We start from the raw sequence: 12,472 nt of genomic DNA on the forward strand, positions 1-12,472 counted from the left end.
GCTGCGTGCTGGTGTCTTACTTGGCGGGCGCGAGCCGAACTTGGCTGCCACGCTGGCGTTTATCTTCTGAGGCCTGAGCCGTCGGGGAGTCCTGCTCGCGTTGCAGAGTCATCGACGGCGAACTCTGTCCGAACCGCAACCACTGTGGTTAGGCTGGCCTTATGAGCAAGAAGCCTGCTGCCTCTGCCGCCTCGACCGACCTGCCTCTGCCTCATGCCGACCGCCCCATCGCCTCAGCCCCCGGCCACTGGGTCCTGGCCCGCGCCGGCAAGCGCGTCCTGCGTCCCGGCGGCGCGGCCCTGTCCGCCGCCATGCTCAACCATGCCGGTCTGACTGGCGCTGACGTCGTCGAGCTCGCCCCGGGCCTGGGGCGCACTGCCGCCGAGATCATCAAGGACCACCCCGCCTCCTACACGGCCATCGACCGCGACCCCGACGCCGCCCGGCGCGTGGCCGCCGTCGTCGGGGACCTCGGCACCGTCCGCCAGGGCGAGGCCGCCGACACCGGCCTGGACGAGGCCAGCGCCGACGTCGTCGTCGGCGAGGCCATGCTCACCATGCAGGGGGACAAGGGCAAGGCCGCCATCGTCGCCGAGGCCGCCCGCGTCCTGCGCCCCGGCGGGCGCTACGCCATCCACGAGCTCGGCGTCACCCCTGACGACATCGACGAGGACTACTACACCCAGCTGCGCCGCGACCTGGCCCGCTCCATCCACGTCAACGCCCGCCCCATGACGGCGGCCGCCTGGAAGGAGCTCATGGAGGGCGCCGGACTCGTCGTCGACTGGGTCGACACCGCCCCCATGGCTCTGCTCAAGGTCGGACGCAACATCCGTGATGAGGGTTTGGGAGGCTTCCTACGGATCGCCCGCAACGTCGCCGCCGACAAGGCGCTGCGCCAGCGCGTCCGGGAGATGGCAGCCACCTTCAAGCGCTACGAGAAGGACATGGTCGGCATCTCCCTCGTCGCCCACAAGCCCGCAGCCTGAGCCCCGCTTCTCGCCGGTCGTCGACGTCGCGGTCGTACCTTAGCTCGCGCGTTCGAGAGGTCAAGGGTGCGAACGCGCGACCTAAGGTACGAACTCGCGGACGCGTCCCTATTTGTGCAACGGGCCCTAGTCGTCGCGGGTCGCCCCGCGCAGACCGGCGCGCAGCACCTCCCGGTTGAGCAGTGCGATCGCCTCGATCGGGATCCCCGCCGGGCAGGCCGGCAGGCACTCGCCGAACTCAGAGCACGGCCCGAAGAGCGCATCGAGCTCCCGCGTCATCGCCCGAGCCCGGCGCCCCCGTTCGATACGCCCCTGCGGCATGAGCGACAGGTGCGCCAGCTTCGCCCCCGCGAAGAGCGCCGCCGCCCCGTTCGGGCAAGCCGCCACACAGGCCCCGCAGCCGATGCAGGCGGCGAAGTCCAGCGCCCGCTCCGCCTGCAGGTGCCCCTGGGCGATGTCGTCGGCATCCGGTGCGGTCCCCGCGGCCACGTCCACGGTCCCACCCGCCCGGATGAGCTCGTCGAGTGCCGTGCGGTCCACCACCAGGTCCCGGATGACCGGGAAGGCCGCCGACCTCCACGGCTCCAGCCGGAAGCGTCTCACTCCCGGGAAGGCCCGCAGGTGCTGACGGCAGGCCGGGGTCGTGTCCAGCGGGCCGTGCGGCACCCCGTTGACGAGGAAGCCGCAGGCCCCGCACACCCCCTCCCGGCAGTCCGACTCGAAGACCACCGGCTCGCCGCCGGCCTCGATGATCTGGTCGTTGAGGCGGTCGAGCAGTTCGAGCAGACTCATCTGGGGCTCGGCGTCCTCCACCACGTGGCTCTCGAAGAAGCCCTGCGCCCGCGGCCCGTCCTGCCGCCAGATCTCCAGCTCGATCCTCATCGGTAGTCCCTCACCTGCATGGGCACCAGCGAGAAGCTCAGCGGCTCCGTGCGGCGCGTGTGCCCGCCGTCGTCCCCGGTCTGCCAGGCCGATACCGAGCACCAGGTCTCGTCATTGCGCTGGGCCTCACCGCCCTGGGTCGCATACTCCTCGCGGAAGTGGGCGCCGGCGGACTCGCGCCGGTCCAGGGCGTCGAGGACCATGACCTCCGCCAGCTCCAGGAAGTCGGCGACCCGCAGCGCCTTCTCCAGCTCCTGGTTGAGGCGCGCCTGGCCACCGACCACGGTGACGTCGGCCCAGAACTCCTCACGCAGGGCGCGCACCTCCTCCAGGGCGCGCAGCAGTCCCGCCTCGGAACGGCTGACCCCGCAGCCGGTGTAGAGGATCTCACCCAGCCGGCGATGGAACCACACCGGACGGTGGGTCCCGCCCACCGCCAGGAGCGCCTCAATGCGCTCGCGGGTGTCGGCCACGGCCTGAAGCGCCTCCGGCGCGTCGGGGCTCAGGGGCTTGCTTCCCACCAGCCCGGCCAGGTAGTTCGGCACGGCCAGCGGAAGCACGAACCAGCCGTCCACGCTGGCGCTCAGCAGCGAGTTCGCCCCCAGGCGGTTGGCGCCGTGGTAGTTGTTCGAGGCCTCCCCGCCCACGAACAGTCCCGGGATGGTGGACATCTGGTCGAAGTCCACCCACAGCCCGCCCATCGTGAAGTGGGCTCCCGGGGCGATGCGCATGGGCACCTCGTAGGGGTCCTCCCCGGTGGCATCGAGGTACATCTCGAACAGGTTGCCGTAGCGCGAGGCGATGGTCTCCTTGCCCAGCCGCTCCAGTGCGTCGCGGAAGTCGAGGTAGACCGAGTTGCGCAGCGGCCCGACGCCGCGGCCGGACTCGATCTGCTCGCGGGCGTTGCGCGAGGCGACGTCGCGCGGGGTGAGGTTGCCGAAGGCCGGGTACTTGCGCTCCAGGTAGTAGTCGCGCTCGTCCTCGGGGATCTCGTTCGGGGCCCGCTCGTCCCCGGGTCGCACGGGCACCCAGATGCGCCCGTCGTTGCGCAGCGACTCGCTCATGAGCGTCGTCTTGGACTGCCAGTGGGAGCTCACCGGCAGCGCCGTGGGATGGAACTGCACCATGCAGGCCGAGGCGAAGGCCGCCCCGCGTCGGTGGGCGCGCCAGGTGGCAGTGGCGTTGGAGGCCATGGCCAGGGTCGAGTAGTGGTAGACGCTGCCGTAGCCGCCGGTGGCCAGCACGACGGCGTGCGCGGTGTGGGCCTGTACCTCGCCGGAGAGCAGGTCTCGGGTGACGATGCCCTGCGCGCGGGAGTCGGCCACGATGAGATCGAGCATCTCGGTGCGGGTGTGCATACGGACGCTCCCGGCAGCGACCTGCTCCTGGAGGGCCTGGGCGCAGGCGATCTCCAGCTGCTGGCCGGTCTGTCCGCGCGTGTAGTAGGTGCGTGAGACCTGCACCCCGCCGAAGGAGCGGGTGGCGAGCTGGCCGCCGTACTCGCGGGCGAAGGGCGCTCCGATCGCCTCCATGTGGTCGATGACCCGGCCGGACTCCAGCCCCAGGCGCACGACGTCGGCCTCCCGCCCCCGGTAGTCCCCGCCCTTGACGGTGTCCTTGACGAAGCGCGCCAGGGAGTCGCCGTCGACCTTGCGGGCCCGGGCGGCGTTGATCCCGCCCTGCGCGGCCACCGAGTGGGCGCGGCGCGGGGCGTCGTGCAGGCTGAAGCACTCCACCCGGTAACCCAGGCGTCCCAGGGTCGCGGCCGCTCCGGCGCCGGCCAGTCCGGTGCCCACCACGATGACGGTCAGCTTGCGGCGGTTGGCGGGATTGACCAGGCGGTACTCGTCGCGCCGGCGCGCCCAGGCCTGCTCGGGCGGACAGTCCGGCAGGTGTGCATCCAGATCCTCGCCGACGTCGTACAGGCCGCCGACGGCACCCGGCACACTCGCGCTCATCCGATCACCCCCGTGCAGATGAGCACCGGCAGCAGGCCGTTGACGACGGCGACGGCCAGGGCCACGCCCAGGGCGAGGGCGCGGCAGGCCTTGCGCAGCCTGGGGCCGGTGCCGCCCAGGTCGATGACCACGTTCCACAGGCCCTGCGCCAGATGGAGGGACAGAGCCAGCATGACCAGGCTGTAGAAGAGCGCCATGCCGGGGCGCGACAGGCTCGCCACGAGGTTGTGGTAGGCGCTGACCTGCAGCTCGCCGTTCGACGTCGTCGGCGCCTGAAAGCCCTCAGGGGCGATGAAGCGGCCAATGGTCAGGTCGAGGACGTGGATGAGGACGAAGACCCCGATGAGGACGCCGGTCGCCAGCATGGAGCGGGCGCCGATGGTGCGGGCGGGCAGGGCCCGGCGCCGGAAGGCCCCGCGAGCGCTCCTCGCCCGTCGCCACAGCGCGATTCCCGCCGCGACGTGCGCCACGACGCAGGCCCCCAGGGCCAGGCGCATCGCCCACAGGAGCCCCTCGTGCGGCAGGAGCGGGTAGGCGACCTGCCGCAGCCAGGCGGCGTAGCCGTTGAAGGCGTGCGGGCCCGCGAGAACCTTGAGGTTGCCGACCATGTGGACCACGACGAACAGGGCCATGATCGTGCCGGTGATCGCCATCGTCGCCTTGAGGACGCGCTGTGAGGCCCACACGGGGGTGCGGCGCCTGCGCCGGGGAGGAAGCGCGTCGCCAACAGGCTGAGCAGCCTCGGGGACGCGGGTGGCCGTGGGTGTCGCAGCCATCTGCCCTCCCCTCCATTGCGTAGAAAAACCCATCACTATGATAACGAACACTGTGATGCTGGTGTGGGGAATGCACCTTGTCCTTCGGGGGCGTCCGACGCGACCGGCCGCCTTCCGCGGTTGAGGCGGAAGACGGCCGGTACGAGAAGCGCGGCGGCGGGGGAGTAGGAGAAGAGCCCTACTGGCCGGCGTGCTGGGGTGAGCCCAGCTCGATGCTCTTGCCGCCGCGGGCCAGGGCCTCGACGGCGCCGGACTGGGAGTTGCGGCGGAACAGGACGTTGGAGGTGCCCGCCAGCTCACGGGCCGGGACCACGCGCGGCTCCTTGAACAGGCCGTGGTTGCCGGGCACCACGCCGCCCTGCGGCATGAGGGAGACCTTCGTGCCGGCCGTCAGGTACAGACCGGCCTCGACGACGCAGTCGTCACCCAGCGGGATCCCGAGCCCCGAGTTCGCCCCCAGCAGGCAGTGCTCGCCCAGGGCCACGCGCTGGCGCCCGCCGCCCGAGAGCATGCCCATCGTGGAAGCGCCGCCGCCGACGTCGGAGCCGTCACCGATGACGACCCCCTGAGAGATGCGGCCCTCGACCATGGAGCGCCCCAGCGTCCCGGCGTTGTAGTTGACGAAACCGGCGTGCATGACCGTGGTGCCCTCGGACAGGTAGGCGCCCAGGCGCACGTTCGCGCCGTTGCCGATGCGCACCCCCGAGGGCAGCACGTAGTCGGTCATGCGGGGGAACTTGTCCACCGAGTGCACCTGGATGGGGCGCCCCACGGCGGCGCGCAGGCGCATACGGGTGGTCTCGAAGTCCTCGGCGCGGCAGGGGCCGGCGGAGGTCCACACCACATTGGGCAGGCGGGAGAAGATCCCGTCCAGGTTGACCGTGTTGGGCTTGACCAGGCGGTGGGACAGCGTGTGCAGGCGCAGGTAGGCGCCGGCCACGGTCTGGGGGGCGTCGTCGAGGTCGGCCCAGGTGCGCACCACGGTGGTGTGGACGCCGCGGGCCTCATCGCGCCGCTCCATGGCGCTCAGGGAGGCCAGGAGGTCGGCGTGCCCGTCCTCGGGCTCGTCGCCGAGAACCGGTCGGGGGTACCACACGTCGAGGGTGTTGCCGTCGTCGGTCACGGTCGCCAGGCCGAGACCCCATGCGCTGCGAGTCGTCATGGGAACACCCTACGGTCCCCGGTGGCTGACCGTCGCCGGTGGGCGTGCGAGAATCACCGCATGGCGCGCACGACGATCCACCTCATGCGGCACGGCGAGGTGCACAACCCCGGGGGCATCCTCTACGGCCGTCTGCCCGGGTACCACCTGTCCACCCTGGGGCACCAGATGGCCCAGCAGGTCGCCGACGTCCTGTCCGCCTCCGGGCACGACATCACCCGGGTCATCACCTCACCCCTGGAGCGGGCCCGGGAGACCGGCGCCCCCACCGCCGCCGCCTTCGGCCTGGCGCCGACGACGGATCCCCGACTCATCGAGGCCGGCAACTCCTTCGAGGGCGTGGCCGTCAACCGCAACCGATGGATCCTGGCCCACCCCACCTACTGGTCCAGCTACGTCAACCCGCTGCGCCCCTCCTGGGGCGAGCCCTACCGGGAGATCGTCGAACGCATGCGCGGCGCCGTCGTCTCTGCGCTCGACCTCGCCGAGGGCCACGAAGCGCTCCTCGTCTCCCACCAGCTGCCCATCTGGTCGCTGCGCCTCTTCCTGGAGGGCCGCCCCCTGGCCCACGACCCGCGCCGCCGCCAGTGCGCCCTGGCCTCCCTGACCTCCCTGACCTTCGAGGACCGCACCCTGGTGGGGCTGGCCTACTGGGAGCCGGCCGGCGACCTGCTGCGCCAGGCCCGCGACATGGTGCCCGGAACCTCCTCCGCCCAGACCGCGGGCAGTGTCAGTCCCGTCAGCCCCACCAGCCCTGTCAGCCCCGCCGGGCACGCTGAGGCGGCCCGGTGACCCAGCAGCCGCCCTCGCGCCCGCTCGGCGGCGAGGTCGTGCGCACCGGCCCGACCGGTGAGGTCAGCCGCCCCGGCCGCGCCCGCCCCGCCCCGCGCCGCCCCTGGACCGGACAGGACTTCGTGTGGTGGCACACCGCCGCCGTCCTGACCGCCACCCGACAGGGCCGCCGCCCCAACCCGGTCTCACCGACCATCGACCCCGTGCGCCCGGCCCTGGGATCCGGGGAGGTCATGCTGGCCACCTGCGACGCCGAGCTGCTCATGTGGCGGCGCGGGGACGCCGCCTACAACCCCTCCCGGGGCTTCTTCCTGGCGGGCGGCCCCGTCGGCCTGGCCCTGACGGCCGCCTTCTTCGGCGGACAGGCCTACCTCAACCACCGGCGCCGACGCGCCGCCGAGGCCGACGCCGTCGAGAAGTGGCGCCACCTGGCCGGCGCCCGCCTGAGTGTGTCCACCCACGGCATCTACCTGGGCACGGGGGAGGGCGTCATGCCTATCTCCTACGCCGACATCCAGGAGGTCCAGCTCACCGCCACCGGTGAGATCGTCGTCGCCGCCGCCAACGCCTCCGGCTCGGTGCGCCTCAAGATCCGGGCCCAGTGGGCCGAGCTCGTCCTCATCCTGTGGTCGGTGCGCTACATGCCCGAGCACCCCCAGCTCGTCGGGCGCACCTGGATCCCTGGTGACTGGCTCATCCACGCCGCCGCCCACGGCTACGACGTCGACACCACCCCCTGGCCCCAGGCCCGCCCCGCCCTGCCCTGAGAACAGAGCGCAGAGGCCGGGCCGGCGCGCACCCGTCAGTGCTGGTCAGTGTGAGTCGGTCCCGGAGCGGTCGGTCCCGCCCGTCTCGCCGGCCTCAGGATCCTCGTCAGCTCCGTTATTGCTGGCGTCGGGAGCGCCGGTGGGCTCTTGCGGGTGGTGCTTGCGACGGCGGATGTCCTGCTCCAGGTCCCTGAGGAACTCCGGGTCGTCGTCGGGCGCCATGGGCCGGGGGCGCTGCGGGCGACGGAAGGTTGTGCCCTCCTTGGAGGACCACACGGTGGGCTCGACGTAGCCGCCGCGCTCCTCAGCGGCCTTGACCCGCGAGAAGATGATCCAGGCGATCGGGCCAATGGTCGGGAACAGGACGACCAGGGTGATCCACAGGTACTTCGGCATCCGCGCCGGCATGCTCTCATCCGGCGTGCGTGCGCAGTCCAACAGGGCGTACAGCGTCAGAGCGAACACCAGGACGATGAGGACGATACGCATGGTCCAACCCTAACCGAGCCGGAGAGCCCCGCAGACCCCTCACCTGCCCGAACCCTCTCGGTGCCCCTCGGTGCCCCCGCCTCATCCCCAGCCGGCCCGGGCCGTGGCACGATCGTGGGGTGCCCGCCCCGCCCGCCCTCCGCCTCCTGACCGGCGGAACCGCCCCCGACGACGTCGCCGCCCTGCGCACCGCCCTCGCCGAACGTCTGGCCCTGCGCGGCCTGCTCACCACCCGCGATGGCCGTCCCGCCCCTACCGCCGAGGACGGGGAGCACCGGACGGGCTTACCACTCCCGTTGCTCGTCCCCATCGCCCCCGGGGAGGACGAGGGGCAGGTCCGGTCCGACCTGGCCCGCCGCATCACCCGCGTCCCCGCACGCACAGACCTCATCCTGCGCACGTCGGGCTCCACCACCGGTACCGGCCGACTCATCGCCATGAGCGCCGCCGCCCTCATGGCCTCCGCCCGCGCCACCCACGCGCGCCTCGGCGGCCCGGGAACCTGGCTCCTGCCCCTGCCGGCCCACCACGTCGCCGGCCTGCAGATCCTCATCCGCTCCCTGGACGCAGGAACCGAGCCCGTCGTGGTCGACACGAGCGCAGGATTCAGCCCGACGGCGCTCGCGGAGGCCCTGAGCTCGGCGCGCCGGTCCACCGGGGCGGCCGCCTCCCGGCTCTACGTCTCCCTGGTCCCCACCCAGCTGGTGCGCGTCCTGCAGGACCCGCAGGCCCGCCAGACCCTGGCAGGAGCCGACGCCGTCCTCCTGGGCGGCGCCGCCGCCGACCCCGCGCTCCTGGACCGGGCCCGCGGGGCGGGCGTCACCGTGGTCACCACCTACGGCATGAGCGAGACCGGCGGGGGCTGCGTCTACAACGGCCGCCCCCTGGAGGGGGTCGAGATCGCCATCGAGGCCCCCGACGCCGAGGGCGCCGGCCGCATCCTCATCTCCGGTCCCGTCCTGGCCGAGGACTACCTCCACACCCCCGGCCACAGCCCCGCAGGCAGTCCCAACGCCGGCGAGGGATTCCACCGCAGTGGCGCCAGTCGCCTCCTGGCCACCTCCGACCGCGGCCGGCTGCACCCCGACGGGCGCCTGGAGGTCCTGGGCCGCCTGGACGACGTCATCATCACCGGGGGCGTCAAGGTCGAGCCCCGCCACGTGGAGGAGGCCCTCACCGGTATCGACGGCGTGGCCGAGGCCTGCGTCGTCGGCCTGCCCGACGAGCAGTGGGGAAGCACCGTCGTTGCCGCCGTCGTGCTTGAGACGGGGAGGGGGCCGGGCAGCCTGAAGCGGCGGGACGGAGCCGCTCTGCGCGAGGCCGCCCGTGCCCGGCTGGACGGTGCCCACGCCCCCAAACGGGTCGTCGTCTTGGAGGCCCTGCCGTTGCGTCCCAGTGGGAAGGTCGACCGGCGCGAGGTCGCCCGGCTCCTCGCCGCGACCACGACAGGCGTGACCGCCGAGCCTTCTACACCAGAGCCCTGATCTCCGCCTCACTCGGGCAGGTGGCCGGGCCGAAGTGCGTCGTGGTCAAGGCACCGGCCACGTTCGCCCAGCGCAGCGCCGTCGTCAGGTCGATGCCCCGGGCCAGGGCCGCGGCCAGGACACCGGAGTGCGCGTCACCGGCCCCGTTGGTGTCCACCGGTGTCACCGGGGTGCTTGGGGTATGGCGCGCCGCGCCGCCGGCGGAGAACCAGGAGCCCTGCTCCCCGACCCGCACCAGCACGGTGCCGAGCCGACCCGATAGTGCCTCGCAGACGCCGGCGTGGTCACCGGCCTCCACCCGCAGCTCCAGACGGTCGGCGAGCAGCCCGGCCTCACGCTCATTGAGAGACCAGATGGGCCCCAGCGCACCGAGGTGCTCCAGCGAGCTCATGGGGACCGAACCAACCATGGGGGAGACGTCGAACAGTGCCGTGCACCCCGCTCGGGCCTTGGTCAGTCTCCCGGCCAACCGCTCCAGCGCCACCCTGGAGGCCTCATCGGCCAGGGAGTAGCCGGAGAGGTAGACGACGTCGTCGCCACTCACCTCCAGGTGGTCGAAGGCATCCACCGGGCCGCGAGTCTCGGCCCCGCAGGTGGAGATGAAGGTGCGCTCAGCCCTCGCATCGGTCATGGCCACGCAGTAGCCCTGGTCGCCGGCTGCGACCGGGCCGACATGATCCACCCCGATCTCCTCCAGGGCCCGCAGGGCCGCCTCGGCGAAGGGCCCCTCGCCCAGCGGCCCGGCGTACAGGGTCTCGACCCCCATCCGGCGGGCGGCGGCCAGCACGTTGAAGCCGCCACCGACCGCCATGGAGGACTCGTCGGCGAACACGTCACCGCCGGGCTCGGGAATCGCCTCGATGCGCAAGGTCAGGTCAATGACGACCTGGCCGGTGTGAATGACCCGTCCCATCATGGTCGCCTCTGCTCCGGAGCGTCTTGCTGACAGCGCCCGCCGCCGCGTAGCGCCAGCAGCGCATCACAGACCGGCTCGAGCCGCAGGTCGGAGCGCTCCAGCACCCGATCGACCAGCTCGACGGGGAGAAGGTGGGGCGCGCTCGCCCCCAGGACCGCACCGGCCATCGCGGCAATGGTGTCAGTATCTCCCCCGAGCTCAGCGGCGAAGCACAGTCCGTCCAGGGGCCGCTGCGCGAACTCCCGCACGATCACCAGCGCGCAGGGGACCGACTCGGTCGACTCCACCGAGGTTCCGACGTAGGTGCGCAGATGCTCGGCCAGGGCCTCCCCGTGCAGGTCGCGACTCGTCTCCAGGGCCAGGTGGGTGCGGGCGGCGACGGAGGCCTTCTCCGTCCAGTGGCCCGCCTCGGGGTGGGCGGCCACGAAGTCCAGCGCCGCCCCCAACGCCCCCGCCGCGTCGACGCCGTCGATGGCCGCGCTGACCGCTGCGGCGAGGAGACCTGCGGCCTCGAAGCCCTGCCGGGTGTCGTGGGTGACCAGGCAGGAGGCCTGAACGGCCCGGGCCAGTGCGTCGCCGTCGGCACTCACGGAGAAGGCGATGCCGACTGGAGCCACCCGCATCGCGGCGCCGTTGGTGGTGCCCTCTCTTCCGGTGCAGTGCGGGTCCGCCCCGGCGCGCACCCGCTCCAGGGCGAGCTTGGTGGACGGGCCCAGCAGGTCCAGGGACCCGCGGGCGCGCATATCGTCCTCCCAGCGCAGGAGGGCATCGGCGAGCTGGTGGGGGTCGATGCGGCCGCCACCGTCGATGAGGAGACCGGCCAGGATGAGAGCCTGCTCGGTGTCATCGGTGACGGTGCCGGCAGGTACTGAGGGGGCGATGGGCTGCTCGGCGACGGCGTCGCGCAGCCCGGTGATCTCGCCGTAGCACCGGCGGATCTGTGCCGGGCTCATCGACTGGGTGGGCATCCCCAGTGCGTCGCCGAGGGCCAGCCCGGTCAGCGCTCCCAGGGCGCGTTCGCGTGCCGGGGGCTCAGCCGCCACGGGCCCAGGCATGGGTGAAGGAGTGCGAGGGCGGGGATCGGGCTGTCTCACGGAGGTCCTTCTGACGATCGCGGTGCCGGCTGCCTCACCGGCCGAGGTGTGGCTCAGGCGCTCGCACCGGTGAGGGCCACGGCGCTGGTAGGGTCACTGCCGCCTACCCTAGAGGACTGCGAGAGGATCGGAGGAAGCCGTGAGCGGCGAGAACGGCGAGCACGCGCAGAACAGCGTCCCCCGCGCCACCAGCTGGTGGGAGGTGGTGCGACTGCGCACCCTGCCGGCCGCCGTCGCCCCCGTCATCCTGGGCGCCGGGGCGGCCGCCGCGATGGGGGAGCTCTCAGTGCTGCGGAGCCTGCTGGCCGCGGGCGTGGCCCTGGCGCTGCAGATCGGCTGCAACCTGGCCAATGACTACTCCGACGGCGTGCGCGGCACCGACGACGATCGCACCGGGCCGCCGCGCCTGACCGCCTCCGGGCAGGTCGCCCCCCGCACCGTCAAGCTCGCCGCCTTCGGCTGCTTCGGGATTGGAGCCCTCCTGGGCCTGGCACTCGTGGTCCTCAGCGGCCAGTGGTGGCTGCTCGCCGTCGGGGCCGCGGCGATCGCGGCCGCCTGGTTCTACACCGGAGGCTCCCACCCCTACGGCTACGCCGGCCTGGGGGAGGTCTTCGTCTTCGTCTTCTTCGGCCTGGTGGCCACGGTGGGCACCACCTATGTCCAGGCCGGCACGGTGCCGGGGTGGCTGTGGCCCTCGGCCTGCGGGATCGGCCTGCTCGCCTGCTCCCTGCTCATGGTCAACAACCTGCGCGACATCGACACCGATCCCGCCCACGGCAAGATGACCCTGGCGGTCCGCCTGGGGGAGGAGGGCGCCCGGCGCGCCTTCTCCCTCATGCTTCACGTGCCTCTGCTGCTGGGGCCGGTCGCCCTGGTGTGGGCGCGCGAGACCGGTTCGGCCAGCCCCGTCGACGGCGGTGGGCACATCAGTCCGCTGCTGACCCTGGTCATCGCGCTGGCGGCGCCGCTCATGCTCCTGCCACTGGTGCGCCGGGCCACCGCGCCGGTCCGCTCCGGCGCCCGGGGGCGCGCTCTTATTGCCTCCCTGCGTGACGCCGGCCTGCTGGAGCTGGCCTACGGCGTCGTCTTCGCCGCCGCCACCGTCATCATCACCCTGTGAGCCCGGGTTCTGGAGAGCGTTCATCTCATGCGGGGAGATCTCA

Annotated in this window: 12 protein-coding genes; 5 read left to right on the forward strand and 7 right to left on the reverse strand. The window is 72.5% G+C overall.

The annotated features are described in order from the left end of the window. The first annotated feature begins 161 nt into the window (after positions 1-161). Positions 162-989 (forward strand): class I SAM-dependent methyltransferase, encoded by an 828-nt coding sequence (locus HMPREF3165_RS02085; protein ID WP_070510525.1) that lies wholly within the window; start codon positions 162-164, stop codon positions 987-989. Positions 990-1,115: 126 nt separating this feature from the next. Here the strand turns inward: HMPREF3165_RS02085 and HMPREF3165_RS02090 are convergent, their stop codons facing one another. The 4 genes from HMPREF3165_RS02090 to dapD form a co-directional block, all read right to left on the reverse strand. Beyond that, positions 1,116-1,871, reverse strand: coding sequence for a succinate dehydrogenase/fumarate reductase iron-sulfur subunit (locus HMPREF3165_RS02090; RefSeq protein ID WP_070510527.1), 756 nt, complete (start codon positions 1,869-1,871; stop codon positions 1,116-1,118). Continuing rightward, a complete protein-coding gene (locus HMPREF3165_RS02095) occupies positions 1,868-3,829 on the reverse strand; it encodes a fumarate reductase/succinate dehydrogenase flavoprotein subunit (RefSeq protein WP_070510529.1) in 1,962 nt (653 codons plus the stop codon). The genes HMPREF3165_RS02090 and HMPREF3165_RS02095 overlap by 4 nt, the downstream gene beginning before the upstream one ends. Further along, complete coding sequence (locus HMPREF3165_RS02100) at positions 3,826-4,605, reverse strand: succinate dehydrogenase cytochrome b subunit (RefSeq protein ID WP_083303151.1); 780 nt, start codon at positions 4,603-4,605, stop codon at positions 3,826-3,828. Before HMPREF3165_RS02100 ends, HMPREF3165_RS02095 begins: the two co-directional genes overlap by 4 nt. A 178-nt stretch (positions 4,606-4,783) precedes the next feature. Next, positions 4,784-5,767 carry a 2,3,4,5-tetrahydropyridine-2,6-dicarboxylate N-succinyltransferase gene (gene dapD / locus HMPREF3165_RS02105; RefSeq protein ID WP_070510531.1) on the reverse strand — a complete coding sequence of 328 codons (984 nt, stop codon included), beginning with the start codon at positions 5,765-5,767 and terminating at the stop codon, positions 4,784-4,786. A 60-nt stretch (positions 5,768-5,827) separates the two neighbouring features. On the opposite strand from dapD, the gene HMPREF3165_RS02110 reads away from it, so the two are divergent. Together HMPREF3165_RS02110 and HMPREF3165_RS02115 are read left to right on the forward strand one after the other, a co-directional pair. Then, positions 5,828-6,559 carry a histidine phosphatase family protein gene (locus HMPREF3165_RS02110; RefSeq protein ID WP_070510533.1) on the forward strand — a complete coding sequence of 244 codons (732 nt, stop codon included), beginning with the start codon at positions 5,828-5,830 and terminating at the stop codon, positions 6,557-6,559. After that, positions 6,556-7,326 (forward strand): hypothetical protein, encoded by a 771-nt coding sequence (locus HMPREF3165_RS02115; RefSeq protein ID WP_070510535.1) that lies wholly within the window; start codon positions 6,556-6,558, stop codon positions 7,324-7,326. The genes HMPREF3165_RS02110 and HMPREF3165_RS02115 overlap by 4 nt, the downstream gene beginning before the upstream one ends. A gap of 45 nt (positions 7,327-7,371) precedes the next feature. On the opposite strand, the gene HMPREF3165_RS02120 is transcribed toward HMPREF3165_RS02115, so the two are convergent. Then, a complete protein-coding gene (locus tag HMPREF3165_RS02120; RefSeq protein ID WP_070510537.1) occupies positions 7,372-7,815 on the reverse strand; it encodes a PLD nuclease N-terminal domain-containing protein in 444 nt (147 codons plus the stop codon). Between the two features lie 119 nt (positions 7,816-7,934). On the opposite strand from HMPREF3165_RS02120, the gene HMPREF3165_RS02125 reads away from it, so the two are divergent. Further along, on the forward strand, positions 7,935-9,299 hold the full coding sequence (locus HMPREF3165_RS02125; RefSeq protein ID WP_070510539.1) for an AMP-binding protein: 1,365 nt from the start codon (positions 7,935-7,937) through the stop codon (positions 9,297-9,299). Here the strand turns inward: HMPREF3165_RS02125 and HMPREF3165_RS02130 are convergent. Together HMPREF3165_RS02130 and HMPREF3165_RS02135 are read right to left on the reverse strand one after the other, a co-directional pair. Next, positions 9,283-10,215 carry a PfkB family carbohydrate kinase gene (locus HMPREF3165_RS02130; protein ID WP_070510541.1) on the reverse strand — a complete coding sequence of 311 codons (933 nt, stop codon included), beginning with the start codon at positions 10,213-10,215 and terminating at the stop codon, positions 9,283-9,285. The two genes, HMPREF3165_RS02125 and HMPREF3165_RS02130, sit on opposite strands and share 17 nt — an antisense overlap. Continuing rightward, complete coding sequence (locus HMPREF3165_RS02135) at positions 10,212-11,270, reverse strand: ADP-ribosylglycohydrolase family protein (RefSeq protein WP_070510543.1); 1,059 nt, start codon at positions 11,268-11,270, stop codon at positions 10,212-10,214. Before HMPREF3165_RS02135 ends, HMPREF3165_RS02130 begins: the two co-directional genes overlap by 4 nt. 178 nt (positions 11,271-11,448) lie before the next feature. Here HMPREF3165_RS02135 and HMPREF3165_RS02140 point away from each other — a divergent pair, with 178 nt between their 5' ends. After that, on the forward strand, positions 11,449-12,429 hold the full coding sequence (locus HMPREF3165_RS02140) for a 1,4-dihydroxy-2-naphthoate polyprenyltransferase (protein ID WP_070510544.1): 981 nt from the start codon (positions 11,449-11,451) through the stop codon (positions 12,427-12,429). The last annotated feature ends 43 nt before the right edge of the window (positions 12,430-12,472 follow it).

The sequence above is a fragment of the Actinomyces sp. HMSC08A09 genome, from assembly GCF_001807465.1.
GTDB lineage: Bacteria > Actinomycetota > Actinomycetes > Actinomycetales > Actinomycetaceae > Actinomyces > Actinomyces oris.

Excerpts from the sequence above, each read along its gene's own strand:
- HMPREF3165_RS02085 (WP_070510525.1), top strand. The coding sequence starts at position 162 with ATGAGCAAGAAGCCTGCTGCCTCTGCCGCCTCGACCGACCTGCCTCTG.
- HMPREF3165_RS02090 (WP_070510527.1), bottom strand. The coding sequence starts at position 1,871 with ATGAGGATCGAGCTGGAGATCTGGCGGCAGGACGGGCCGCGGGCGCAG.
- HMPREF3165_RS02095 (WP_070510529.1), bottom strand. The coding sequence starts at position 3,829 with ATGAGCGCGAGTGTGCCGGGTGCCGTCGGCGGCCTGTACGACGTCGGC.
- HMPREF3165_RS02100 (WP_083303151.1), bottom strand. The coding sequence starts at position 4,605 with ATGGCTGCGACACCCACGGCCACCCGCGTCCCCGAGGCTGCTCAGCCT.
- dapD (WP_070510531.1), bottom strand. The coding sequence starts at position 5,767 with ATGACGACTCGCAGCGCATGGGGTCTCGGCCTGGCGACCGTGACCGAC.
- HMPREF3165_RS02110 (WP_070510533.1), top strand. The coding sequence starts at position 5,828 with ATGGCGCGCACGACGATCCACCTCATGCGGCACGGCGAGGTGCACAAC.
- HMPREF3165_RS02120 (WP_070510537.1), bottom strand. The coding sequence starts at position 7,815 with ATGCGTATCGTCCTCATCGTCCTGGTGTTCGCTCTGACGCTGTACGCC.
- HMPREF3165_RS02130 (WP_070510541.1), bottom strand. The coding sequence starts at position 10,215 with ATGATGGGACGGGTCATTCACACCGGCCAGGTCGTCATTGACCTGACC.
- HMPREF3165_RS02135 (WP_070510543.1), bottom strand. The coding sequence starts at position 11,270 with ATGCCTGGGCCCGTGGCGGCTGAGCCCCCGGCACGCGAACGCGCCCTG.